Origin of the sequence: Mycobacterium sp. E3198 (assembly GCF_001667015.1) — a bacterium.
Classification (GTDB): domain Bacteria; phylum Actinomycetota; class Actinomycetes; order Mycobacteriales; family Mycobacteriaceae; genus Mycobacterium.
In genome coordinates this window covers 1-23,052 of sequence record NZ_LZIS01000114.1, presented here as the reverse complement: position 1 = coordinate 23,052, position 23,052 = coordinate 1, and the positions used below count along the sequence as shown (strand labels likewise).

The 23,052-nt window shown below is 66.6% G+C and carries 25 protein-coding genes; 12 read left to right on the top strand and 13 right to left on the bottom strand.

All coding sequences use genetic code 11. The annotated features are described in order from the left end of the window. The first annotated feature begins 3 nt into the window (after window positions 1-3). The 4 genes from A5673_RS12915 (at window position 4) to A5673_RS30020 (ending at window position 4,576) form a co-directional block, all read left to right on the top strand. A complete protein-coding gene (locus tag A5673_RS12915) occupies window positions 4-2,589 on the top strand; it encodes a sugar epimerase family protein (RefSeq protein ID WP_068232392.1) in 2,586 nt (861 codons plus the stop codon). 15 nt (window positions 2,590-2,604) lie between these two features. After that, window positions 2,605-2,781 carry a hypothetical protein gene (locus tag A5673_RS29085; RefSeq protein ID WP_156748151.1) on the top strand — a complete coding sequence of 59 codons (177 nt, stop codon included), beginning with the start codon at window positions 2,605-2,607 and terminating at the stop codon, window positions 2,779-2,781. A 236-nt stretch (window positions 2,782-3,017) separates the two neighbouring features. Further along, window positions 3,018-4,289, top strand: a complete 1,272-nt coding sequence (locus A5673_RS12910) for a cytochrome P450 (protein WP_068232389.1) — start codon at window positions 3,018-3,020, stop codon at window positions 4,287-4,289. Between the two features lie 110 nt (window positions 4,290-4,399). After that, the gene (locus A5673_RS30020; RefSeq protein ID WP_231971053.1) at window positions 4,400-4,576 is read left to right on the top strand and encodes a hypothetical protein; all 177 of its coding nucleotides are present in this window, start codon (window positions 4,400-4,402) and stop codon (window positions 4,574-4,576) included. A gap of 42 nt (window positions 4,577-4,618) precedes the next feature. Here A5673_RS30020 and A5673_RS12900 read toward each other — a convergent pair whose 3' ends face one another. From A5673_RS12900 to A5673_RS12865, 9 genes are all read right to left on the bottom strand, one after another. Next, window positions 4,619-5,830: a cytochrome P450 gene (locus A5673_RS12900; protein ID WP_068232469.1), complete on the bottom strand. Its 1,212-nt coding sequence runs from the start codon at window positions 5,828-5,830 to the stop codon at window positions 4,619-4,621. Window positions 5,831-5,856: 26 nt separating this feature from the next. Further along, window positions 5,857-6,273, bottom strand: coding sequence for a hypothetical protein (locus A5673_RS12895; protein WP_068232383.1), 417 nt, complete (start codon window positions 6,271-6,273; stop codon window positions 5,857-5,859). Window positions 6,274-6,293: 20 nt separating this feature from the next. After that, window positions 6,294-7,349 (bottom strand): dihydrodipicolinate reductase, encoded by a 1,056-nt coding sequence (locus tag A5673_RS12890; RefSeq protein ID WP_068232380.1) that lies wholly within the window; start codon window positions 7,347-7,349, stop codon window positions 6,294-6,296. Then, window positions 7,346-7,777, bottom strand: a complete 432-nt coding sequence (locus A5673_RS12885; RefSeq protein WP_068232377.1) for a hypothetical protein — start codon at window positions 7,775-7,777, stop codon at window positions 7,346-7,348. Before A5673_RS12885 ends, A5673_RS12890 begins: the two co-directional genes overlap by 4 nt. 13 nt (window positions 7,778-7,790) lie before the next feature. After that, on the bottom strand, window positions 7,791-8,489 hold the full coding sequence (locus A5673_RS12880) for a hypothetical protein (RefSeq protein WP_068232374.1): 699 nt from the start codon (window positions 8,487-8,489) through the stop codon (window positions 7,791-7,793). Continuing rightward, complete coding sequence (locus A5673_RS30330; protein WP_255361372.1) at window positions 8,486-8,614, bottom strand: hypothetical protein; 129 nt, start codon at window positions 8,612-8,614, stop codon at window positions 8,486-8,488. The genes A5673_RS12880 and A5673_RS30330 overlap by 4 nt, the downstream gene beginning before the upstream one ends. 15 nt (window positions 8,615-8,629) lie before the next feature. Next, window positions 8,630-9,418 carry a CbbQ/NirQ/NorQ/GpvN family protein gene (locus A5673_RS12875; protein ID WP_068232371.1) on the bottom strand — a complete coding sequence of 263 codons (789 nt, stop codon included), beginning with the start codon at window positions 9,416-9,418 and terminating at the stop codon, window positions 8,630-8,632. Beyond that, window positions 9,415-10,944 carry a nitric oxide reductase activation protein NorD gene (locus tag A5673_RS12870; protein WP_068232466.1) on the bottom strand — a complete coding sequence of 510 codons (1,530 nt, stop codon included), beginning with the start codon at window positions 10,942-10,944 and terminating at the stop codon, window positions 9,415-9,417. Before A5673_RS12870 ends, A5673_RS12875 begins: the two co-directional genes overlap by 4 nt. A 179-nt stretch (window positions 10,945-11,123) precedes the next feature. Then, complete coding sequence (locus A5673_RS12865) at window positions 11,124-11,771, bottom strand: hypothetical protein (protein ID WP_197518368.1); 648 nt, start codon at window positions 11,769-11,771, stop codon at window positions 11,124-11,126. Between the two features lie 334 nt (window positions 11,772-12,105). Here A5673_RS12865 and A5673_RS12860 point away from each other — a divergent pair, with 334 nt between their 5' ends. Continuing rightward, window positions 12,106-13,206: a dihydrodipicolinate reductase gene (locus A5673_RS12860; protein ID WP_068232368.1), complete on the top strand. Its 1,101-nt coding sequence runs from the start codon at window positions 12,106-12,108 to the stop codon at window positions 13,204-13,206. Window positions 13,207-13,226: 20 nt separating this feature from the next. Here the strand turns inward: A5673_RS12860 and A5673_RS12855 are convergent, their stop codons facing one another. Continuing rightward, window positions 13,227-13,826: a TetR/AcrR family transcriptional regulator gene (locus A5673_RS12855; RefSeq protein WP_068232365.1), complete on the bottom strand. Its 600-nt coding sequence runs from the start codon at window positions 13,824-13,826 to the stop codon at window positions 13,227-13,229. Between the two features lie 213 nt (window positions 13,827-14,039). On the opposite strand from A5673_RS12855, the gene A5673_RS12850 reads away from it, so the two are divergent. Genes A5673_RS12850 through A5673_RS12840 form a run of 3 tightly spaced genes read left to right on the top strand, consistent with a single transcriptional unit; the run spans window position 14,040 to window position 16,768 of the window. Continuing rightward, window positions 14,040-14,828, top strand: coding sequence for an SDR family NAD(P)-dependent oxidoreductase (locus tag A5673_RS12850; protein ID WP_068232362.1), 789 nt, complete (start codon window positions 14,040-14,042; stop codon window positions 14,826-14,828). A 53-nt stretch (window positions 14,829-14,881) separates the two neighbouring features. Beyond that, window positions 14,882-15,964 (top strand): dihydrodipicolinate reductase, encoded by a 1,083-nt coding sequence (locus A5673_RS12845; RefSeq protein WP_068232359.1) that lies wholly within the window; start codon window positions 14,882-14,884, stop codon window positions 15,962-15,964. After that, complete coding sequence (locus A5673_RS12840) at window positions 15,965-16,768, top strand: mycofactocin-coupled SDR family oxidoreductase (RefSeq protein WP_068232355.1); 804 nt, start codon at window positions 15,965-15,967, stop codon at window positions 16,766-16,768. A gap of 5 nt (window positions 16,769-16,773) precedes the next feature. On the opposite strand, the gene A5673_RS12835 is transcribed toward A5673_RS12840, so the two are convergent. Then, the gene (locus A5673_RS12835; protein WP_068232352.1) at window positions 16,774-17,403 is read right to left on the bottom strand and encodes a TetR/AcrR family transcriptional regulator; all 630 of its coding nucleotides are present in this window, start codon (window positions 17,401-17,403) and stop codon (window positions 16,774-16,776) included. A gap of 92 nt (window positions 17,404-17,495) precedes the next feature. Here A5673_RS12835 and A5673_RS30015 point away from each other — a divergent pair, with 92 nt between their 5' ends. Together A5673_RS30015 and A5673_RS12825 are read left to right on the top strand one after the other, a co-directional pair. Next, a complete protein-coding gene (locus tag A5673_RS30015) occupies window positions 17,496-18,710 on the top strand; it encodes a cytochrome P450 (RefSeq protein ID WP_068232349.1) in 1,215 nt (404 codons plus the stop codon). Beyond that, window positions 18,707-19,672 carry an SDR family NAD(P)-dependent oxidoreductase gene (locus tag A5673_RS12825; RefSeq protein WP_231971050.1) on the top strand — a complete coding sequence of 322 codons (966 nt, stop codon included), beginning with the start codon at window positions 18,707-18,709 and terminating at the stop codon, window positions 19,670-19,672. The genes A5673_RS30015 and A5673_RS12825 overlap by 4 nt, the downstream gene beginning before the upstream one ends. 3 nt (window positions 19,673-19,675) lie before the next feature. Here A5673_RS12825 and A5673_RS12820 read toward each other — a convergent pair whose 3' ends face one another. Next, complete coding sequence (locus tag A5673_RS12820; RefSeq protein WP_068232342.1) at window positions 19,676-20,473, bottom strand: hypothetical protein; 798 nt, start codon at window positions 20,471-20,473, stop codon at window positions 19,676-19,678. A 66-nt stretch (window positions 20,474-20,539) separates the two neighbouring features. Next, complete coding sequence (locus A5673_RS12815; RefSeq protein WP_068232340.1) at window positions 20,540-21,229, bottom strand: hypothetical protein; 690 nt, start codon at window positions 21,227-21,229, stop codon at window positions 20,540-20,542. A 79-nt stretch (window positions 21,230-21,308) separates the two neighbouring features. Here A5673_RS12815 and A5673_RS12810 point away from each other — a divergent pair, with 79 nt between their 5' ends. Both A5673_RS12810 and A5673_RS12805 read left to right on the top strand, forming a co-directional pair. Further along, entirely contained in the window at window positions 21,309-22,814 is a 1,506-nt protein-coding gene (locus A5673_RS12810) for a carboxylesterase/lipase family protein (RefSeq protein WP_068232336.1), read from the top strand. 18 nt (window positions 22,815-22,832) lie between these two features. After that, a complete protein-coding gene (locus A5673_RS12805) occupies window positions 22,833-23,048 on the top strand; it encodes a hypothetical protein (protein ID WP_068232333.1) in 216 nt (71 codons plus the stop codon). Window positions 23,049-23,052: the final 4 nt, after the last annotated feature.

Here is a 23,052-nt window from a genome sequence, read left to right as displayed (position 1 = left end):
CCCGTGAGGATCGCGGTCACCGGGGCCAGCGGCGTGCTCGGGCGCGGCCTCGCCGCCCGATTGCTCACCCAGGGCCACCACGTGGTCGGCATCGCCCGGCGCCGCCCCGAAAGTTGGCCGAGCGCGGCCGAGTTCGTCGCCGCGGACATCCGTGACGCCGCCGCGGTCGAGCGCGCCATCGGCGGCGCGGACGTCATTGCGCATTGCGCCTGGGCACGCAACAGCGAGCAGGTCAACATCGGGGGAACGCGCAACGTCCTCCAGGCGATCGCCGCGACCGGGGCCCGGCGCATCGTGTTCCCGTCCTCGGCGCACGTCTACGGCGCGGCAGGCGCCCCGCTGGCCGAAACCGACGCGCCGAAAACGCAATTCGCGGACGGCCTGCACCAGGCCCGCGTCGAAGAGCTGCTGGCGGGCGCCGACGCCGAATCGGTGACGATCCGGTGCGCGCTCATCGTCGGTCGCGGCGTCGACAACTGGGTGCGCCGCGCGCTGGCCCTGCCGGTCTTTCCCAACGAAGCTCCGGACCGCCGCGTGCAGCTGGTCCACCTCGACGACGCGCTCCGGCTGCTCACCCGCGCGGTCGTCGATGCCGAGATCCCTAGCGGCCCAGTCAACCTGGCCGCGCCCGGTGCGCCCACCTTCCGGGATATCGCCACCGCGCTCGGGCGCCGCATCGTGCCGCTGCGCGGGCCGCGCCCGGCGTCGTTCGGCGAACTGAAACTGGTCTGGAGCGCGCCGCTGATGGATACCTCACGGCTGCGCGACGAATGGGGATATCAACCGGCGTGGAACTCCGACGAATGCGTCGAAGACCTGGCGCTGGCGGTACGCGGCCGGGTCACGTTGGGCAGGCGGGTGATTTCGCTGCCCTGGCGCCTGGCCCATATCCAGGACCTGCCGTCCGTCGATGCGCCCGCGAGGGACGGCGTGGCGCCGGCGTTGGCCGGACCGATCGGGGTCAACGGCGAGTTCGACACGCCGATAGACCCGCGCTTCCCGACGTTCCTGGCGACCAACTTGTCCGAGGCGCTGCCCGGCCCGTTTTCGCCGTCGTCGGCGTCGGCGACGGTGCGCGGGCTGCGGGCCAGCGCCGTGTGCGTCGCCGAGCGGTTGCGCCCCGGGGGGCTGATCCAGCGCGAGATCGCCATGCGCATGGTCGCGGTGTTCGCCCACCGGCTCTACGGCGCCATCACGACGGCGCACTTCATGGCCGAGACGGTGCCGTTCATCAAGCCGGCAACGGTGGTCAGCAACAGCGGCTTCTTCGGCCCGAGCATGGCGTCCCTGCCGGTCTTCGGGGAGAACCGCCCACCGCTGGAGTCCGGCCGCGCCCGAAGGCGATTGCGCACCCTGCGCAACATCGGGGTGTTCGGCGTGAACCTGGTGGGGCTGAGCGCCGGTGCGGACGGAGACACCCAGGCCTTCGTCGCGGACGTCGATCGGTTGGAGCGGCTCGCCGGTGACGATCCCACCCGGCTCGACGACCGCCGGCTGCTCAGTCTGATCCTGCTGGCGCGCGACCATGTGGTGCACGGCTGGGTGCTGGCGGCGGGTTCGTTCCTGCTGTGCGCGGCGTACAACGTGTTGTTGCGCGCCCTGTGTGGGCGCGACACCGCGCCGTCGGCGGGTCCGGAACTGGTCAGCGCGCGCTCGGTGGAGGCGATGCAACGGCTGGTGTCCGCGGCGCAACGCGACCCGAACGTGCTGCGCGTGCTCGCCGAACCGGGGGAGCGCATCGGCAAGCTGGCCGTCGACGCGCCCGAATTTCACGCCGCCGTGCTCGCCGAGCTGGCGTTGATCGGCCATCGTGGCCCGGCGGAACTCGAGATGCTGTCGACGAGTTACGCCGACGATCCGGAGTTGCTGGTCCGCATGGTGACCAAGACGCTGAGCGCCGTTGCCGCGCCTGCGCCGGTGCACCCGGCGATTCCGTTGCGCGCCAAGCCGGTCGCCGCCCTGGCGGTGCGCCAACTGCGGGACCGCGAAATCCGGCGGGACAAGGTGGTGCGGGCCAACTGGGTACTGCGTGGTCTGCTGCGGGAGTATGGCCGCCGGCTGGTCGACGCCGCGGTCTTCGAGCGCGCCGACGATGTGTTCTATTTGCTGGTCGACGAACTCGACGCCCTGCCAACGGACGTCGCGAAGCTGGTGGGCGCGCGGCGGTCCGAGCAGCGCCGGCTGGCCGGCGTCGTTCCGCCGACGGTGTTCAGCGGGAGCTGGCAGCCGTCCGTGACGTCGGCGCCGGCGCTGGCCGGCGGGGACACCCTGCGCGGGGTGGGCGTGTGCGGCGGCCGCGTGCGGGGCCGGGTGCGGATCGTGCGGCCCGAGACGATCGACGACCTGCAACCGGGCGAGATCCTCGTCGCCGAGGTCACCGATGTCGGCTACACCGCGGCGTTCTGCTACGCCGCGGCGGTGGTGACCGAGCTGGGTGGCCCGATGTCGCACGCCGCGGTGGTGGCCCGCGAATTCGGGTTCCCCTGCGTGGTGGACGTCCAGGGGGCCACCCGGGCCCTGCCGCCGGGTGCCCTCGTCGAGGTCGACGGGACGTCCGGTGAAATTCACGTGCTTGATGTAACCCCTTAAGGGTTGTCGAACCCGATGTGCAAGCCGGTTGGGCCGCTCATGCCGAGGAGTGGTCTCGACGGCGGGTTCAGCTCCATCGCGCTCGGCGAGACACCGCCCGGCACCGCGGAGCACCCCGTAGCACAACTCCTCGCCGTGCCGTTGTTCCACGCCAGCGGCATGTTCGAGCGTCGCTACGTTTCACACCACTGATACACAGCAAATTCGTTCTCTCACCGCGAGACATATTGGGCTGGACGTCTCATCTATATGCGCAGCTTCTGACCATTTTGGGAGCGGCATTGCCCGTCGGTCCCCCCGCGGGGCCTCTCAACTTCGCTGCCAGGTATTGACCGCCGGGGCGGTCGGTATCGACGCTAAGCAGGGTGCTGTCGGGAAAGGTGCGCTGAATCTTGAAGCTTGAAAAGCCCGGTGACGGTGCCACCGCGATGTTGTCCCCGTTCATCTCTGCGGGGCGACTGAACTTGTCTGCGGCGATCCGCACACGGAGACGTGGGTACAGCGGGTGGACGGGTGCGATCAATACCGACTACGACCCGTTGGACGCGGCCGTCGCAGCGCAGCCCCACGCTGCTTACGACGCCCTGCATCGCAGCGGACGCGTTCACTACAACCCCCGGCGTGCCACGTGGATTCTGCACAGACTCGACGATGTCCGCGCAGCCCTACGCGACACAGATCAGGTGACCAGCAGCCACGGAGTGACCCGAGTACGCATGGTCGCCGATCTTGTTGTGGTCACCGACGGAGAGCAGCACAGCCGCCTGCGCAAACAAGTCCAGCCGGCGTTTACCAAAGGTGCTCTGGAGAGTTGGCGCAGCATCATTGACAAGCTTGCCGCCGACCTCGTCGATGACATGATCGCTGCTGGCGAGTGTGATGCCGTACAGCGGCTGACAATCCCGATGCCTCTTCGTGTGATCGCCGCCATCATCGGCGTCCCGGAGAGCGACATCGCCGACTTCCGCCGTTGGTCAGACGACAGCACCCAGATCATCAACTTCACTCCAACGGTGAAGGGCGTTGTGAATACCGCGCGATGCATGCGGGCCGCAGTAGCGCTGCGCCGCTATTTCTTGAAGCATTTGGCGGAAGGGCACCTCAAGGGATCGGACACCGTCCTCGGTCGCCTGTTGGCGCACAGCACCGATGGCGCGCTGACGGACAACCAGTTGTTCTACATCGCCATCTTGCTTCTGATCGCCGGAAATGAGACCACAACCAACCTTCTCGGGGGGATGCTTCACACCTACGCCCACTACCCCGATCAATTCGACATGATCCGCGCCAACCCCGACCTCATCCCGCAGGCCATCGAAGAACATGTCCGCTACACCAGTCCCATCCAAAACCTCTACCGCTACACCCGTGCCGACTACCAAGTAGGCGATGTCACCATCCCATCTGGTTCACGGGTACTGCTGTCATTCGGAGCGGCCAACCGCGATCCAGTTGCCTTCCACGATCCCAACACCTTCCGCGCCGACCGAAATCCACGCACCCACGTCGGCTTTGGTTACGGCCCACACCTATGCCTCGGTGCGCCACTCGCACGCATGGAGGCACAAGCCGTCCTGCGCGAACTCGTCGACCGCGTGTCACGAATCTCGGTCACCGGACCCACAACGTGGTCCACCAACAGCTCGCTGCGTGGCCCAACCCACCTTCCCGTCGTTCTCCACGAGAAGTCGACCCGATGAAGTCCGGACGTACAGAATCGGAGAGATGGGCTTTGTTCGCGGGCCTAGCGCTGATGGCCTCTGGTATGGCGCACCTTCTGTGCCCGAGTGCGTTCGAATCGGTGAATCGGATGGCCTTCAAGGACCGCATTCGCGCCCACGTGCTTATCAACGGCAGCATCGAAGCGGCTCTGGGCTTCGCGCTGCTCAATTCTCGTATTCGTCGAGCCGCCGTCGCCGCCACAGTTGCCTATCTGACCTATTTCAACATCAGCCTGCTGTACAGGCAGCGCGTCCTGCGCAGTTGAATACGCATTTACGCTGGTAGGGCACGCCACCTATCGCGCGTCTCAGGTATCGAACTCGACCGATAGGCGCGTGGGACCGCTCATGCCGAGAAGTGGCCGCCACGGCGGACTTTCGGTGCAGCGGGGATGCGGTATGCGGCGGGCAAGAATCTTGAGTGCTTCGGAGAGTTCCCGCCGGGCGAGGTTCGCGCCAAGGCAGTAGTGCGCGCCCCCGCCGAAGGTGAGGATGGGCGGTGGGTCGTCGCGAGTGATGTCGAAGCGAGTGGGGTCATCGTAGATCGACGGATCACGGTTGGCGGCATAGGTGTTCACGATGATGAATGTGCCGGCCGGGAACGTGTAGTCGCCGATTGTGACGTTGTCAGTGACACTGCGCAGGGTGCTGCACATCGACGGCGAGTGACGCATGGTTTCCTCGACGGCTCTCATTCCGAGCTCGGGACGGTCGCGGAGTAGCGCCCACTGGTCCGGATGTTCGCAGAGGACTTCCATCGAGGCCGCTAATTGGGTGCGTGTGGTGTCGGTTCCCGCCACCAGGATGCTGAACGCCAGCATGCGGACTTCGCCGGCATCGAGCCGGTCGCCGCGGTCTTCCGCCCGGATGAGTTCCGAGAGCAGGTCGTCGGTAAGCGTTGTGCGCCGATCGGCGATCATCCCGTCGATGTATTCGTCGAACGAGTCCCAGGCCTTGAGGACCTTCGGCTCTTCCTCGGCGAGGTCGCAGTCGAAGCTGACGATCTTGAAGATGTCCTCTGCCCATTTCGAGAACAGCTGCCAGTCTTCCCGCGGCGCGCCCAGCAGGGCACAGATGACCGGGATCGGGTACGGCCGTGCGATCTCCCCGACGAACTCGCAACCCCGTTTCGCGACGACGGCATCGGCGAGTTCGTTGATGACCGCGTGGATCGTCTCGTCCATCCGCGCGGTTGCCCGTGGGGTGAAGGCTTTTGACACCAGGCTGCGCAGACGACGGTGTTCGGCGCCGTCCATGCACAAGATGCTGCGGATCACCCTGTCCCACAGCGGGCCTGACGTGATGCCGTGCGCGGCGAGATGGATCCCGGGAGGAATTATGAAGCGGGGGTCGCGAAGGATCGCCCGGGCAAGTTCGTAGGAGAGCACTTCGGGGCCCAACGGCCCGATCGCGATCGGCGCCACCGCCTGCGTCGCCCGGATCCGGGGATAGACGTCGTGCGGTGATTCGCCGACGTCATAGCTGAGCGCCGGAAGGCCCGCGTCGAATACGCTCGGCATCGCCGTGCCGACGGGTTGGTCGGCGGTCACGGGATATCCGTGGCGAGAAATGTCAGTGGCAGGCCGCAGACGGACACGTCGATCTCGTCGAGATATGAGCCATCACCCTCGAAGTGCTGCCGAAATCGCGTTGTCGCGCCGTAGCGTTCGGCGACGGCTCCAGCGGAGGATGCTGTAGGAACTCCGATCACCACCGTGTACACCCCGTCGCCGTGGCGCTCGAGAAACTCATTCACTGAAGCGGCCACCTCCCCGGGCGATCCTGGGATGGGGCTGATCAGTTCGATACCGCGAGTCCAGTCGAGGTGAATGTCCAGCCCGAGTTCGGTCAGCTGGAAATTCTCAAAGGCAAACCCCAGGTCGGCGAACATTTGCGCGACAGTTGGATGCCGCTCCGGTGCCACCGCGAACACGACGTGATGAAGCAGCGGAGATTCAGGCATGGACGTCTCCCAATCGAAAGTTATGCATCGGCGCAAACTACTCCGCGCGGAAGTAGCAGTGGCAGCTCGTTGTAGGTGGCGATTCCGGGGGCCGCCGCGACGACGGCGGGTATCGCGGTGATCGCCGGCATCGCGGTGATGGTGAGACCCAGCATGATGTAGTCGTCCAGCGTCTCGCCCCGAAAGTCCGGCGGCGGAAGGAAGCTCAGCGTGGTCCTGATCGTCGGTCGACCCTGAACCTCGATGGTGTAGCCCATGTCCAGCGGCCAATCCGGATCCAAGGATTGCCCCTTGCGCCATCGTCCGCGGATTTCGATGACCTCGCGGTCACCGACGATCCCCTTCCAACGGACGTCCACGCCGGCGACGCAGCCCTTCGCGATCGTCCAGTCGCCGGGCAGGTGAAGGTCCTCGGTGGTCTGGGCGTACTGTGCCTCGCACCGCACGTCGTCGAGCTCCGCACCGAGGGCATCGGCGATCAGCAACACGCCGTCCCGGAAGATGCCGGAACCCTTTTCGGTGATGGCCCGAAGATCCGGCTGGTCGATGGGATAACCGAAGCCCATGGGGATTTCGGTCGCGGGCGAGTTGTAGATGGTGGTGTCAACGGATTCCAGCATGGACACCTTGTCCACCCGGTCGGAGAGCCCCGCCGACACGATCGCGAAGAGTTGGATGAAACCGGGGTTGATGCCGCTGCCGAAGATGGTCGATCCGCCCTCTTCGCAGGCCTGCGCGATGCGCTCGCGTCCCGCGCCGAGGAAGTGGCCGGTGATGAACCCGGCCGTGCCCACCACGTTGACGCCGGCACCGAGGATGCGAACCAGCTCATCGACGTTGGCGAACATCGGGTTGTAGACCACGCAGTCGGGTTTCAGCGCGAGCAGCGCCTCAACGTCGTTGGTGGCCTTCACGTTAAGCGGCGCGATCCCGCACAGCTCGCCGACGTCGCGCCCGGCCTTCTCGGGCGACCATGCGTAGCATCCGACGAGCTCGAGTGTCGGGTTGGTGGCTATCGCCCGGACCGAACTCTTGCCGACGTTGCCGGTCGTCCATTGAACGACCCGATAGGTCACGGGTGCGGCGCCGGGTGTTGTTGGGCGGCCTGGCGGGCGAGCCGCTCGTCGTGAATCCTGACGAGCTCGCGGAAGCCGAGCCTGTGGTACTTCGGTATCGGCTGGATGCCCCACACGTCCTGCGCGGTGGCCTTGCCCTCGGCGCCCTCCGGCGGCCCGAACGGCGGGTACGGGTACTTGCACTCCAGCGTGTCGTTGGAGTATCGAATCTTCAGCAGTTCGCTGCAGATTTCGGTGAGGCTCAGCGTCGGGTAGCCGTAGTAGACCGCCATGAACGGCAGGGTGAACGCACCTTCGATCACCAGTGCCACCAGGCACACCAACACGGCGCGCTTGATCCATTTGTGCATTCGCGCGTAGTAGGGGGTTGTCCCGGGTTCGAGGTCGGTGGTGGCCGGGTCGTTGTCTTCGGCGGTTGGTGCATTCATGGCACTGCCCCTTCTAGTCGGAGAAGATTTCGCGGTTGACGGTGTGCAGGTACGGAATCGCGAGGAACGGGGTGATGTAGAAGATGTCGTAGAGCCACCAGCCGACGACCGGGAATACGACGCCGGCATAGCGCACGTCGGCGTACATGGTCATGTTGAACACGTAGGCGGACCAGATCACCACGCCCATCCAGCAGGTGACGACCATCCACTGATGGCCCCACCGCTTCATCTGGAGAAATCCGATCGCCGCGGCCACCCGCATCGAGAACACCGTGAGGATCAGGCCCGCCACATACGCCTTCTCGCCCGGCCCCGCAGCGCCCCCGATCCACAGCTCGTTGTAATGCCAGAAGTAACCGGCGTCGAACATGTTGCCCCACCCGACCATCAGCACCCTGTTGATCAACGTGTGGTTGGCGACCAGGTCCAGGGCCCAGCCCAGGCTGTTGAGCATCCCGTCGATCAGGACCAGATATCCGATCAGCGTCACGATCATCGGCCGCACCGACAGGCCGGCGCGCAGGGCCTGGCGCTGCAGCCACACCCCCCGCATGAAGACGGGAAATCCGATCAGGCCCGGCGCCCACATACCCATCAGGGCTGCGCCGACGATCATCCACTTGTCGGCGTGGCGCTGGGCCCGGCGCGACTCGCCGTGGTGGTCCTCGAGACTGACCGAGCTGCCTGTCTGCGCGGCAACGGGATTCACAGGTCCCACCACCCCCGCGCGAACGACATGTAGAGCTGGATGCCGAACATCGCCAGTAAGTAGCCGTAGATGAAGATTTGGAAGACGATCAGCGCCCTCTTACGCTTCTGCTCCTGTCGGTCCATACCGATTGCTCCTTTCTAGGGCGACGTGGCCAGGCTGGCCGCCGCGACCTCACGGAGGCCGTCGGTGATCGCGCCGTCGGTACTCAGTGGCGCGAGTATGCACGCGTCGGCCGCATCCAATTCTGTTGCGCCGGAGGCGATCAGCTGCGCCGCCGTGACCAACACCCTGGTCGACGGCGGCTCGAAGTGAAAAACCTCGTCGGCGGTGCGGATCGCGAGCGCGCATCCGACCAGCCGCTGGGCCGTAGCCAAGGGAATCCCGGATTCCGCGACGATCACCTCGGCCTCGCGGTCGGGCGGCAGATACCGCATCGCCAGCGTGACGAACCGCTGGCGGAACGACGGTTTGAGCTCCTTGAGCGAGTTGCGGTATGCCGGGTTGTACGAACACACCAGCATGAACTCCTCCGGTGCTTTGACCACCTCCCCGGCGCGGTCGAGGTACAGCGACCGGCGGTGATCGGTCAGCGAATGCAGGATGGCCAACGAGTCGTGGCGCGCTTCGACGACCTCGTCGAGGTAGCAGATTGCCCCCGCCTTGACGGCCCGGGTCAAGGGGCCGTCGTTCCACACCACGTCGCCTCCGGTCACCATGAACCGGCCGACGAGATCGGAGCTGGTGAGATCGTCGTGGCAGCTGATGGTGACCACGGGTCGTTGCAGCAGCGAGCCCATGTGTTCGACGAATCGTGTTTTGCCGCAGCCGGTCGGGCCGGTGAGCATCACCGGTATGCGCCGGCGGAATGCCCGCTCGAACAGCTGGACTTCGTTGCCGTGTGCGAAATAGGTGTGGTCGGGGTTCATGCGGCCACCAGTTCACGATGGACATGGGCCAGCACCCGGGGCAGCTCTTCGACGCGCCGGATCCGTTGGGAGCGGCGCGGTCCGAACACCTCGGGCAGGGGATCGACTCGTGTCGGCCCCACGCCCACGTAGTACATCGATACCCCGGCGTCGTTGGCCTCCTCGACGGCGTGCGCGGCGTCGGCCCAGGCATAACGGCCCTCATAACCCTCGTCGGAGATCAGCCCGTCTCCGATGATGATCAGCAGGCGTCGTTCGGAGGCCTCCGCCAGCAGGCGGCTCGTCAAATGCCGGAGCGGCGCGCCGAGTCTGGTGTAACCGCGCGCGGACAGGCCCAGCCCGCTCGGCGGAACGAAGCGACGGTCTTCGAAGTCCTTCAGGCAGCGCACTTCGACCCGATGGCGGGTGTTGCCGGTGAACACGAAAACGCCGTGTCGCTCGCGTGCGAGCGTCATGGCGCGCGAGAGCGCATCGGCACAGGCCAATTCGAGCTGGAAGACTCGGCCGCCGTGTACACCCAACGACGAACTGCCGTCGAGCAGCAACGCTGTGGTCACGTCGCGGCTGCGGGGCAGCAGGTCGCGGAAGACCCTCGGCTCCTTCGCTTGGCCGGTCGTGAGATCGATGTAGTGGCTGACGTATTGGTCGACATCAAGGTCGGAGCCGTCTTCGAGGCGGTTTGTCATCGCACGATGGGTGTGTTCCTCGAACCACTTGCGCACGTCGATGGCGACCGGCACCGGGCGGCGGCTGCGCCGGCCGTCGGCATGCTCGATGACCGCGACATGGTCCCGCATGAATCGCTGTGTCCACATGTTCCATTCGGGGTAGGGGATCCCGGGCCGGTGTTCCGGTGTGACGTCGAGATCGCTGTCCCGCGGCCGGCTCGGTGGCGGTAGGTTGGGGTTGCGGACGCCTCCGTCGCCGCCGACGGGAACCGAGTAGGGACGCGGCCGACGTTTCTGCATCGTCGTCCATGGCATCCTGCCGAAGCTGCGTCGCAGCTTGTCGGTCAATCCATGCGGCGCCGTATGGGCCAACGGCAGGGTGCCCAGCAGTGGATGGATCGGCAATGCCCGCCCGGTGGCCGCCAATACGATTGCCCGGTTGAGCATTTCGGCGGCTGGCAGGTCGCCGGCTTCGGCTCGGATTTCGGGCAGCAGCCGTTGGGCATCGGGGAGCAGGCCGGGCCACCGCGACGCCAGCCAACCGAGGGCGACGCCGGCCTCGACGAGCGCGAGCGCGCGCAGTTCGCGCGCGGACAGCTCGTTCAGGTGGTATTCGGTGATGCGTTCTTTCGAAGGTGAGCATTGGAGGGCCACTCCGCACGTCAGGGTTCTGCGCGTCCAATCGGAGACGGCGGGGTAGGGGACATGGACGAACGTGAGCGCCGCGTTCAAACCGAAGCCGCGCCGTTCGCCCGTGACGAGCCGGGCGCCTTCGCGGCGTCGCTCGCTGAGCGCGACCGCCGTCACGGCGCAGCTCCGTTCCAGCGCCATCGCATGGTCATCGGAATACTCACCCATGGGCGCAATCCCGTGCAGTTCGCCCATCCGGTCCGCGGTTCAGAACGTGCCGATGTTGGAGAACAGCCAGTACCAGAACCAGATGATCAGGCCGGTGCCGCCCCAGGCGGCGACGTAACGAAGGATCTCCCAGAAGTAATCCATGAGCTGACCTCCTCGGTGATGTCATGGTCGCGCGCTCAGTCGGAGAAGAGTTCGCGGTTGACGGTGTGCAGATACGGGATCGCGAGGAACGGGGTGATGTAGAAAATGTCGTACAGCCACCAGCCGACGACCGGCAGGACGACGCCGGCGAAACGCACGTCGGCGAACATGGTCATGTTGAAGACATAGGTAATCCAGATCACCACGCCCATCCAGCAGGTGATGACCATCCACTGGTGGCCCCAGCGTTTCATCTGCAGGAAGCCGATGGCGGCGGCGATGCGCATGGTGAAGACGGTCAGGATCAGCCCGACTTCCATGGCCTTTTCGCCGGGTCCGGCCGCGCCGCCGACCCACAGTTCGTTGTAATGCCAGAAGTAGCCGGCGTCGAACATGTTGCCCCACCCGTTGAGCAGCACTCGGGCGAGCAGCGTGTGGCTGGCCACCAGGTCGAGCGCCCATCCGACGGTGTTGATCGCGGCATCGATGATCACCAGGTAGCCGAGCAACGTGACCAGCATCGGGCGAACGGAGAGGCCATCGCGTTGGGCCCGGCGCAGCAACCGCACTCCCCAGAGGAACAGCGGCAAGCCGAAGACGCCGAGGGCGGCGGTGCCAATCAGGAGGCCGCCGGAGATGAGCCACTTGTCGGCCCGGCGCTGCGCCAGCTGCGACCGCTCCATGTGTTCGTCGATTGCGAGACGCGGCGGGGCGGCGCCGCTTGCCCCGATGGTGGTGCCAACGCCGGCATCACGCTGGTGCAGCTTCGGCAGATTCACGAACCCTCCCCGGCGCGCTGATTGGATCGGCTTGTGCACTATAACAGGCTGACTAGAGTCAGCAGAAGGAGCAACGATCCTGCGTGAGGCTGGTGTAATCCGTTGCACCTAGCAAAATGTATGCGCGATCCTGGACTTTTGACTGACGAAAGTCAGCTGTAAATCGTTGACACACCGTTCGGAGCGCGCCTACGCTCGGCAGGCGCTCAGCTGTGTCGGTGCGTGCAAAGGAGTAGCGATGGCGCTCAGCTCGCCGGCCGAGAAGAAGTATCGCGTGATCCAATGGGGCGTAGGCAATGTCGGGACCGTGGCGCTCCGACATTTTGCGCACAACCCCGCCTTCGAGGTGGTCGGGGTGCTCTGCAACCGCCCGGAGAAGGTGGGCAAGGACGCCGGTGAACTCGTCGGCGTCGCGCCGATCGGGGTGCTCGCCACGACCGATAAGGCGGCGATCGAGGCGCTCGATGCGGATTGCGTGTTCTACGCGCCGCTGTGGTCGGATCCCGACGAGGTCTGTCGCCTGTTGCGTTCGGGCAAGAACGTCGTCGCATCGGGCGGCGCGTGGTGGTTTCGAACCGAGCACAGCCAGGCGGACATCGACAAGATCGATGCGGCGTGCCACGAGGGCGGAACATCTTTCCACGCGGGCGGGGTCAACCCCGGTTTTGCCGGAGACCTGCTCGTCCTGACGCTGGCCCGCATCGTCAGCCGGATCGACGCCATCCACATCTACGAGGTGGTGAACTTCGGCAAGGACACCTTGAAGTACCTGCACGAGATGGGCATGGGGAACACCCCCGAAGAGTTCCTGGCCGGACCGAACCTGCTCGGCAACGCCTGGCCACTGTTCGCCCAGTCGATGGCCATGGTGGTCGACGGCCTCGGGAAGAGGGTCGAGAAGTACACGACGGACGTCGAGCTGGGGACGGCAATCCGGGACATTCCGTATGAGGGCGGACCGACCAGCGACATGCCGGGCTTCAAGGGCTCGATCAAGAAGGGCACGGTCGCCTCCCAGCACCACAAGTGGACGGCGTGGGTCGACGGCAAGCCCCTCATCACGTTTCACGAGATGTACACGATGGACGAATACGATGCCATTGAGCCGCAGCCGGATTGGGGCGGCCACTATCACTACCGTATCGTGATCGAGGGCGACGAACCCACGGAGCTGATCCTGCAGGCGCCCGCCGATCCACAGGGCAATTACCCCAAGCCGGGCTACACCTGGACCGCGATGGGCCCGGCGAACACGGTTCCGGCCGTGTGCGAGGCCGCGCCGGGGTTCCTGACCCACAAGGAACTCGGCTTGGTGCCGTTGCGCGGTGTGGTGCGTTAGCGGCGTAAGGCGTTGCTCGGTCAGGGCTTCAGGCCGCGCAAGGTCCTCGCGACGTAGTCTTCCAGCAGCGCGTGGCCGGTGGGCCAGTGGTTGGTGGTGATCAGCAGCGCGTAGAGACCCAACAGGAAGAACACCGCGCTGTTCATGGGATCGGCCTGCGGATCCGCCTCCCCACGTTCTTGGGAAAGCGCGATTTCCTGAGCGACCAGGACGATCAGGGGGTGATCCCTGCCGTCCTCGGTCTGCGGGCGGGTTTGGGAGAAGTGCAGCGCGAGAAAGTCATTGAAGAGCAGGTCGCCCAGTCGGCGCTCCAATCCCACCACCAGGCGGACGGCCTCGTTCAATGCGGCAGCAAGGTCGTGCTTGGACTTCAGGAACTGCGCGAACTGCTTGGCGATGCGTTCTTCCTCGCGGTGCTCCAGCTCCAGCAGCACATGCTCCTTGGTGGGGAAGTGGAAGAAGAACGTCCCGTGGGCGACTCCCGCCGCGGCCACAATGGCACTGACGTCGGCCTCGGCCATGCCGGCGCGGGCGAACTCCGCGATCGCGGCGCCCATCAAGCGTTCCCTCGTCTGCAGGCGCTTGGCTTCTCGCGCGGACAGCCGATCCGTCACAGCCATTTCATTCCTCACGGTTGACTTGACTACTGCAAGAGTTACGCCGGCACCCGCTCATTATGCCGTGTTTCCGCCAGAAAGGCTTGCACAACTTGGTCATTGTCGGCTGACACCCGCGATTGCAGGGTCCAATCCCATACTTTGATTGACTTTAGTCAGTTACGTTTCTAGATTTGAACGGCGCACCCGACACCCGCGACCTCGAAGGAGCCCGGCATGGCGTTGGAGCAGTTCCGGCTGGACGGACAGGTCGCGATCGTCACGGGCGCCGGCAAGGGTGTCGGGGCGGGCATCGCCCGGGTTCTGGGGGAGGCAGGCGCCACGGTCGTGGGGACCGCACGTACCGAGGCGGATATCGTTGGCACCATTGAGGGTATCGAGACGGCGGGTGGCAAGGGCCTGGCGCTCGTCGCCGACGCGATGAGCCGTCCGGACGGAGAACGCGTCGTCAACGCGACCATGGAGCGGTTCGGCCGCATCGATATTCTCGTCAACAACGTCGGCGGTTCGACCTACGCGCGGTTCTTGGACATCACCGACGAAGACTTCCGGCACACCTTCGACTGGTGTGTGACGTCGGCGTTCATCATGAGTCAGCTCGCCGCGCCGCACATGCTCAGCGCCGGGCACGGTTCCATCATCAACATTTCCTCGGGCTCAGCTAGATTCGGCATCCGGGCGTTGACCGCCTACTGCGTCGCCAAGGGCGGCCTGGAAGCGCTCACCCGCGCCATGGCACAGGAACTCGCCCCGAAGATTCGCGTCAACGCCATCGCCCTGGGTTCGTTCGCCACCGACGGCCTTCGAGGCAGCCTGGACTTGATGCCCGGGTCGCTGGAGAAGATGCAGGAGGCCACCCCCCTGCACCGGCTGGGTGACGTCGAGGATCTCGGACGGCTCGCGGTGTATCTGTGCACACGCGATTGCTACGCGACCAACGCGACCTTCCACGTCGACGGGGGTATCGACTCCAACAATTCGCCGCTGCCGATACCCGACTACTGAGCTTCGCCTGACATGATCGGTGATCACCCACCGCTGAAAGGACGAGGTTAACCGTGCGCAGAGTCATTCAATTCTCGACCGGAAACGTTGGCCGGCATTCGTTGCGGGCCATCATCGGCAGGCCGGACCTCGAACTGATCGGCGTGCACGCCGCCGGCGCCGAGAAGATCGGCCGGGACGCCGCCGAACTCTGCGGTCTGGATGAGCCGACCGGCATCATCGCCACGGACGACATCGACGACCTGGTGGCCCTCGGCGCCGACTGCGTGGTGTACACATCGCAGGGTGAAACCCGGCCGATGGAAGCCATCGAACAGATGGCCAAGTTCCTCGCGGCGGGCAGCAACGTCGTCGGTACGTCGATGGTCTGGCTGGTCACGCCTCGCCACGCCGACGATTGGTTGCGGGAGCCCCTGCAGCGCGCCTGTGCGGCCGGCAACACCTCGCTCTACGTCAACGGAATCGACCCCGGCTTCTCCGGCGACACGCTGGTGCACTCTGCGGCCAGCCTGACTACCCGCATCTCTTCGATCACCGTGCAGGAGATCTTCGACTACGGGAACTACGATGACGCCGAGTTTACGGGCGCCGCAATGGGATTCGGTTCAACACCGGACGACGACTCGCCGATGATGTTCCTGCCCGGGGTGATCGTGTCGATGTGGGGCGGTCAGGTCCGCAGCCTGGCGGATAATCTCGACATCAAGCTGGACGACGTGCGGCAGCGCGTCGAACCCTGGTACACGCCCGAACGAATCGACTGCACCATGATGACGGTGCAGCCGGGACAGATGGCCGCCGTTCGGTTCGCCACCGAGGGCGTTCGCGACGGCAAGCCGGTGATCACCCTCGAGCACGTCACCAGGCTCACCCAAGCCGCGGCCCCCGACTGGGAATTCCCGCCCGAGGGCCACACCGGAGTCCACCGTGTCGTCGTCGACGGCGAACCCCGGGTGGAAATCAACACCCACGTCTCGCATCCTCGTTACGACTCCACCGATGCCGGCTGCATTTCGACGGCGGGCCGGGTCGTCAATGCCATCGACTGGGTGTGCCGCGCTCCCCAGGGACTGATCGGCGTGGAGGACATCCCGCTGTCCGCGACGATGCGCGGCCTGATGTGGAACGAGCAGTAGGTGGGACGCGTTGCCGGTAAGCGCATTCTGATCACCGGTGCCGCCCGCGGTCTGGGGCGCAGCCACGCGCTGCGGCTCGCCGAGGAGGGTGCGGACCTCATCCTGGTCGACATCTGTCAATCCTTGCCGCAGATCGAGTACCCCTTGGCCACCGAAGACGACCTGGCCGAAACCGCAGAACTGGTCCGGGATTTGGGCCGCCGCTGCGTGAGTCGCATCGTCGACGTTCGCGACGAGGCGCGATTGCGCTCCGCGGTCGATGAGGGCGCCGGCGAGCTGGGCGGCCTGGACGGGGCGGTCGCCAACGCCGGTGTGCTCACGGTGGCGCCCTGGGACAGGACGACCGCCGATCAGTGGCGCGCGGTGGTCGATGTGAACCTCATCGGCGTGTGGAACACCTGCGCGGCCGCGATACCGCACCTGCTCGACCAGGGTGGCGGCAGCCTGGTCAACGTCAGCTCTGCCGGTGCCATCAAAGGCTTTCCGCTGCAGACGCCCTACACCGCCGCGAAGTACGGCGTCGTCGGCTTGACGCTGGCCCTGGCGAACGAACTGGCCGCGCAGAACGTGCGCGTCAACACCGTCCTTCCCACCGGCGTGCCCACCGGGATGGTTCCGCCGTCGTTCGGGTCGCTGTTGGGTGAGCAACGGTCCGACCTGATCCCCATCTTCGTCAACGCCATGCCCACCCCGGCCGTGGCGCCGGCCGACGTCAGCAATGCGGTGCTGTTCCTGCTATCCGATGAGTCTCGCTACGTGACGGGCCTGCAGTTCAAGGTCGACGCCGGGGTCACCATCAACTGAACCGCCTACAGTGGCCAGCTATTAGGCCCGACCTCATAACGCAGCGGCGCGGCCGGAGGCAACGGTTGCCGTTCGTTGACCGATACCGCATCGACGACGAGGGCGACATACCGTCGCCAGCCGTCGCAGTCCGCATCCATGGTCGCCAGCACGCCGAAGAGCATCGCCATCAGGCGGGGCAGGTCGTCGGTGACCAGGTCGGCGCGGATGCTGCCGGCTCGCTGGCCCTCGCGGGCAAGCTCGCCGAGCGCGGCGTTGAGCGGAACCGAGATGTCGGAGGTGAGTGACCCGGCCCGGCGTGCCGCGGTCAGCAGGCTGTGTTCGCGGGCGCCCAGCGATATCGCCGCTTCGATCAGTTGGGTGAGGCCGCGCAACGGGTCCTCGGCGCGGCGGGCCTTGTCGATGACCGGCGTGAGGTCCTCGGCGATGCTCTGATCGAGGGCGGCCCGGACCAGATCAGCCTTCGTGGGAAACCTGCGATACAGCGTTCGCTCGCCGACGCCCGCCCGGCGCGCGACGGCTTCCACCGGTGCATCGGGCCCGAATTCGGCATAGACGTCCCGCGCCGCGCGCAGTATGCGCTCGACGTTGCGCGCCGCGTCCGCCCGCAATGGCCGGTCGTCAACCCCGGACATGGGGACAGCCTAACCGACAGTTGACTGCCACCAAGCGTGGCTTTACGCTCTATAACTGGCAGACGCCTGACACTTAATGGGAAACGCGGGATATGTCAACAACTTCCGAAGTGCGCTCTGACGCCGATCTTCCGGCGCTGCCGGTGCCACGGCCTGCGCGGTGCCCCCTCGCGCCGCCCGCCGAGTTCGCCGACTGGCGGGAGCAACCCGGGCTTCGACGCGCGATGTTCCAGGGCAACCCGGTCTGGGTGGTCAGCCGTTACCGGGACATCAGGGCGGCGCTGGTCGATCGGCGCTTGTCCGCGAGGACCATTCCGGACTCGATCATGCCGAAGGACGACGAGAACAAGGTCCCGGTGATGTTCGCCCGCACGGACGATCCCGAGCACCAACGGCTGCGGCGGATGATGACCAGCAACTTCACCTTCCGGCGTTGCGAATCGATGCGGCCGCACATCCAGGAGATGGTCGACCACTATCTGGGGCAGATGATCGATAACGGTGCGCCGGCCGATTTGGTGCGTGAATTCGCCTTGCCGGTGCCATCAATGGTGATCGCGCTGCTGCTGGGGGTGCCGCCCGAAGACCTGGAACTATTCCAGTTCAACACCACAAGAGGGCTTGACCAGAGATCCACCGACGCGGAAAAGGGCCAGGCCTTCGGGGCCATGTACGCCTACATCGAGGAGTTGGTGGAACGCAAGGCGCGCGAACCCGGCGACGACTTGATCAGCCGGCTGGTCACCGAGTATGTGGCGACCGGTCAGCTCGACCATGCCACCACGGCCATGAACAGCGTGATCATGATGCAGGCCGGCCACGAAACCACCGCCAACATGATTTCCCTGGGAACCGTTGCGCTGCTGGAACATCCCAAAGTATTCCAACGCCTCGGACAAACAGAGGACCCCGGCGTCGTCGCGAATATCGTCGAAGAGCTGATGCGCTACCTGACCATCGTGCACAGCCAGGTCGACCGGGTGGCGACCGAAGATCTGCTGATCGGCGGCCAGCTGATACGCGCCGGGGAGTTCGTCATGATGAACCTGCTCGCCGGAAACTGGGATCCCGAATTCGTCGACGATCCCGAATCCTTCGAGGCCGACCGAAACGCCCGAGGGCACTTGGGCTTCGGCTACGGCGTCCATCAATGCATCGGGGCGAATCTGGCTCGCGTCGAAATGCAGGTTGCGTTCACCACACTGGCGCGCCGGCTGCCCGGGCTGCAGTTGGCCGTGCCGCCGGGGGAGCTGAGGTTCAAAGACGCCAACATCTACGGCATGAAAGAGTTGCCGGTCAGTTGGTGAGCAACGACCTGCGGTTTGATGACCAGGTCGCCGTGATCACCGGCGCCGGTGGGGGACTGGGCAGGCAGTATGCGCTGCTGCTGGCAGCCAGGGGCGCGCGCATCGTGGTCAACGACATTGGCGGCTCGGTGACCGGGGAAGGCTCGGACGGCGCGGCGTCGAGGGCCGTCGTCGATGAGATCCGTCGCGCCGGCGGCCAGGCCGTCGCCGACTCGCACAGCGTGACGAGTCCCGCTGGAGGACAAGCCATCGTCGACACCGCCCTGAGCGCCTGGGGGCGGGTGGACATCGTCATCAACAACGCCGGAATCGTCGGCGACGCACCCTTCGAGGACATGACGTCCGCCCGGCTGGAACCCCTCATCGATGTGCACCTGAGAGGCGCGTTCTACGTGACGCGCCCGGCGTGGGCGGTGATGCGTGAGCGCGGCTACGGGCGGATTCTCAACACCTGCTCGGCGGCGGGAATCCTTGGCGCCGAACGCATGAGCAACTACGGGGCGGCCAAGACGGGGCTGATCGGCTTCACCCGGGTGCTGGCCGCCGAAGGGGCGGCCCACGACATCAAGGTCAACGCCATCGCCCCGATCGCGTACACCCGGATGCTCGAGGAATCCTTGAGCCGCGCCGGGCAACCCGGTGAGGCGGCCGCGCAAGAGGTGCTGGATGACCTTGTCGGCCAATACCTTCGGCAATTAGACCCGGCACTGGTGGCTCCGGTAGCGGCCTTCCTGACCCACCGGGACTGTCCGGTGTCCGGGGAGATCTACACGGCCGGCGCCGGGCACGTCGCGCGGTTCTTCATCGGCAGGACAACGGGTTTCTACAGTCCCGGGCTGTCCGTCGAGGACGTGCGCGATCACCTCGATCAGATTCGCGACGAAGCCGGCTACACCGTTCCACGCGGACCCGCCGACGAAATGGCTGAGTTGTTCGCCGCCGTCGCCAACCGGCCCGGCTGACGGTCAGCTCTGCCTGCGTAAGCCGCGCCAGACCAGGAACCCGACGCCGACCGCGGCGGCCAACACCAGGGTGGCCAGCATCGTCTGCAGCGCGTCGATCGCGATCCAGCTGGGCTCGTAAGAGCCGGTAGCGCCGACGCATTCGAAGCTCACGCTGGTCCCCGACTGGCCGGGCTTGTAGCTGTAGTTGGTGGTGTTGTATGCGAGCTGGTACCCGCTGTCGCACACGAAGGGGCTCGTCCACATCGCGCTCGCCGGCATCGTCGCGGTCAACGACGCGGCGGCCCCGATGCAGAGGCCGAGGGCCCCGACGATCGCCCCGATGCGGTCCGGCCACCCGCGCATGCCCCACGGCCGGCGGCGGCCCGTCGCGACCTGGCGCCTGGAGCCGACGTGTTGCGAGAACACGGGTGGCTGTGCCATGCCGGCGGCCGCGCCGAAGCCCGGCGCGGCGCCCTGCTGCGAATACACGACCGAATGCCCCACCCGGAAGGTCGCCTTGCCGTGCTGGAAGATGTTGTCGATCTGTTCCTGCGACAGGCCCGCCTGGGCTGCGGCTTGCATGAAAGCCTCTCGATGCTGCGCCATCTCGGGCGCGGACGGTCCGCCGGGGCCCGCGGGACCGCCGGTGCGCAGGCCCTCCCACAACGACTGCGCGTACTGGCGTGCGCGAGCGTCGGCATCGGTTCCCGTGGCCGCCTTGGCTTCGGCCAGTTGACGTTCCAACTCGGCGATGCGCTTTTGCTCGGCGAGCTGACGTTCCAGATCAGCGATGCGCCTTTCGGCATCGTCGGCGTCCACCGGCAAATCGTCCCACGCCCAAACCGCGGATGCAGCAAAATTCGGCGCCGCGCCGGGCGCAGAAGCTCAGCAGCTGAACGCCGTGCCGACCCCGTCCGGCGCCGGCACGGACTTCAGGCAACCGAACGGCTGGATGCCGGCGGTCGCGAACCGCACCGCGGATTGATGGGCGTAGTTCACGCAGAACAGGCCCGATTGGTCGGCGCGGCAGCGGTAGTCGCCGAACGACAACGTGTCCCCGTTGGCCAGCTCGGGTCCGTTGCCGTTGACGAACGGACCCGGGTCGGCGCGCGCCGACCCGACCTGCAGGTTCGTCCCGTCGAAGTCGACCCAGCCGCCCTTCCAGTCGCCGTAGGCCGTATCCGGTCGGGGCGGCGGATTGGTCAGGCTCACCAGGCACGCCAGTGCACCGCCGGTGTGCTTGGCATCGGTCATGCAGGAAACTTTGCCGGCTTGGGCGGTCAGCGCGATGTCGTTGCCGAGCGGCGTGGGGGCGCCCTCCCGCGTCGCCGTGTGATAGCGGCCCGGATCGGCGGGATGACCTGCCTCGATCCAGGCGATGACGTCGGAGATCGCGGCGCCGGCCGCCGGCGCTGCGGACGGCGCCGGTGGTTTGCTGCCCGACGGCGCGGTCGTCGTCGCGGCGGTGCCGGCCGAGGTCTCCGACGTGGTTTGCGGGCGTCCCGCGTTGTCGCCGCCGAAGTGAGAGCACCCGGCGACCAGCAACGTGGCTGCGACCAGCGCGGCGATCCGCATCCCGCCAGGCTAACCGCCACGCCCCGGGATTCGGCCGCTACCCGCGCCCGGGGCCGTGGTGTCGGCTACCGTCACGGGTATGCATGAGCGCACCATCCGCGCCCGCACCACCGCCGGCACCGTCGAAGGCTTCACCCGCGACGGGGTAAACCGCTGGCGATCCATCCCGTACGCCCGCCCGCCCGTGGGGCCGCTGCGCCTGCGGGCGCCGCAGCCCGCGCCGCCGTGGTCGGGTGTGCGGCACTGCCACGGCTTCACCGGTTGCGCGCCCCAGCAGCGCCGCTACACGCTGCTCGGCGTCGGGCGCTACCAGCCCATGAGCGAGGACTGCCTTACCCTCAACGTCGTCACGCCGGAAGTGCCCTCCGACAAGCCCTTACCGGTGATGGTCTTCATCCACGGCGGCGGCTACATCCTGGGCAGCTCGGCCACGCCGCTGTACGACGGCGCGGCGCTGGCGCGCCGCGGCTGTGTGTACGTCTCGGTCAACTACCGCCTGGGCGCCCTCGGCTGCCTGGACCTGTCTTCGCTGTCGACCCCCGACATCACCATCGACAGCAACCTCTACCTCCGCGACCTGGTGCTGGCGCTGCAGTGGATCCGCGACAACATCGCCGAATTCGGCGGCGACCCGGCCAAGGTCACCATCTTCGGGGAGAGCGCGGGCGCGCACATCACCGCCACGCTGCTCGCGGTGCCCGCCGCCGAAGGCCTGTTCGCCCAGGCGATCTCGGAAAGCCCGGCCTCGGGCATGGTGCGGTCGCGGGAAACGGCCGCCGAGTTCGCGACCCGCTTCGCGCGCCTGCTCGGGGCCCGCCCGCAAGACGCGGCCACCGCGCTGATGCGGGCGTCGGCGGCGCAGTTCGTCGAGACCCAACACCGGCTGATCGACCAGGGCATGGAGAACCGGTTGGGCGCGTTCCCGATCGGCCCGGTGTTCGGTGACGACGTCCTGCCGGTGGACCCGGTCGAGGCCATGCGAACCGGCCGCGCGCATCGCGTGCCGCTGATCGTGGGCACCAATGCCGAAGAGGGCCGCCTGTTCACCCGCTTTTTGCGCATGCTGCCGACGAACGAGTCGATGATCGAAGAGCTGCTGGCAGACGCGGAACCCGCTGCCCGGGAACGCATCACCGCCGCATATCCCGACTACCCGGCGCCGTCGGCCTGCATTCAGCTCGGCGGCGACTTCGCGTTCAGCTCGGCGGCCTGGCAGATCGCCGAGGCCCACGGCGCTCACGCGCCCACCTATCTGTACCGGTACGACTACGCGCCGCGCACGCTGCGCTGGTCGGGGCTGGGCGCGACGCACGCCACCGAGTTGCTGGCGGTCTTCGACCTGTATCGCACCCGGTTCGGTGCGCTGCTGACCGCGGCCGCGGATCGGCGCGCGGCGCTGCGGGTCAGCAACCATGTGCAGCGGCGGTGGCGGTCCTTCGGCCGCACCGGGTCGCCCGGCGACGACTGGCCCGCCTACACCCCCGACGACCGCGCCGTCATGGTGTTCGACCGCAAGAGCCGGATCGAGTTCGATCCCCACCCCCATCGCCGAATGGCGTGGGACGGCTTCTCACTGGCGCAGTGACCTGGCACGCTGTCCGTCATGCATGCCGATACAGAGCAAGTCATCGAACGACCCGGTGATCTCACGGCGGCCTGGCTGGCCGCCTCGATCGGCACCGGACCCATTGCCGACTTCGCCGTGGAACGCATCGGCACCGGCCAGATGAGCGAGTGTTACCGCGTCCGGCTCACCGGGTCGGACGCCGCGACCTTCAGCACCACCGACTCGGGCCCCTCGGCGTCGGCGTCGGCGTAGGTGA

Coding starts and splice junctions, on each gene's coding strand:
- A5673_RS12910 (WP_068232389.1), top strand. CDS start 3,018: ATGTTGTCCCCGTTCATCTCTGCGGGGCGACTGAACTTGTCTGCGGCG.
- A5673_RS30015 (WP_068232349.1), top strand. CDS start 17,496: ATGTCAACAACTTCCGAAGTGCGCTCTGACGCCGATCTTCCGGCGCTG.
- A5673_RS29085 (WP_156748151.1), top strand. CDS start 2,605: ATGTGCAAGCCGGTTGGGCCGCTCATGCCGAGGAGTGGTCTCGACGGC.
- A5673_RS12805 (WP_068232333.1), top strand. CDS start 22,833: ATGCATGCCGATACAGAGCAAGTCATCGAACGACCCGGTGATCTCACG.
- A5673_RS12900 (WP_068232469.1), bottom strand. CDS start 5,830: ATGCCGAGCGTATTCGACGCGGGCCTTCCGGCGCTCAGCTATGACGTC.
- A5673_RS30330 (WP_255361372.1), bottom strand. CDS start 8,614: ATGGACCGACAGGAGCAGAAGCGTAAGAGGGCGCTGATCGTCTTCCAA.
- A5673_RS12885 (WP_068232377.1), bottom strand. CDS start 7,777: ATGAATGCACCAACCGCCGAAGACAACGACCCGGCCACCACCGACCTC.
- A5673_RS12810 (WP_068232336.1), top strand. CDS start 21,309: ATGCATGAGCGCACCATCCGCGCCCGCACCACCGCCGGCACCGTCGAA.
- A5673_RS12815 (WP_068232340.1), bottom strand. CDS start 21,229: ATGCGGATCGCCGCGCTGGTCGCAGCCACGTTGCTGGTCGCCGGGTGC.
- A5673_RS12860 (WP_068232368.1), top strand. CDS start 12,106: ATGGCGCTCAGCTCGCCGGCCGAGAAGAAGTATCGCGTGATCCAATGG.
- A5673_RS12850 (WP_068232362.1), top strand. CDS start 14,040: ATGGCGTTGGAGCAGTTCCGGCTGGACGGACAGGTCGCGATCGTCACG.
- A5673_RS12895 (WP_068232383.1), bottom strand. CDS start 6,273: ATGCCTGAATCTCCGCTGCTTCATCACGTCGTGTTCGCGGTGGCACCG.
- A5673_RS12835 (WP_068232352.1), bottom strand. CDS start 17,403: ATGTCCGGGGTTGACGACCGGCCATTGCGGGCGGACGCGGCGCGCAAC.
- A5673_RS30020 (WP_231971053.1), top strand. CDS start 4,400: ATGGCCTTCAAGGACCGCATTCGCGCCCACGTGCTTATCAACGGCAGC.
- A5673_RS12865 (WP_197518368.1), bottom strand. CDS start 11,771: ATGGAGCGGTCGCAGCTGGCGCAGCGCCGGGCCGACAAGTGGCTCATC.
- A5673_RS12870 (WP_068232466.1), bottom strand. CDS start 10,944: ATGGGTGAGTATTCCGATGACCATGCGATGGCGCTGGAACGGAGCTGC.
- A5673_RS12855 (WP_068232365.1), bottom strand. CDS start 13,826: ATGGCTGTGACGGATCGGCTGTCCGCGCGAGAAGCCAAGCGCCTGCAG.
- A5673_RS12875 (WP_068232371.1), bottom strand. CDS start 9,418: ATGAACCCCGACCACACCTATTTCGCACACGGCAACGAAGTCCAGCTG.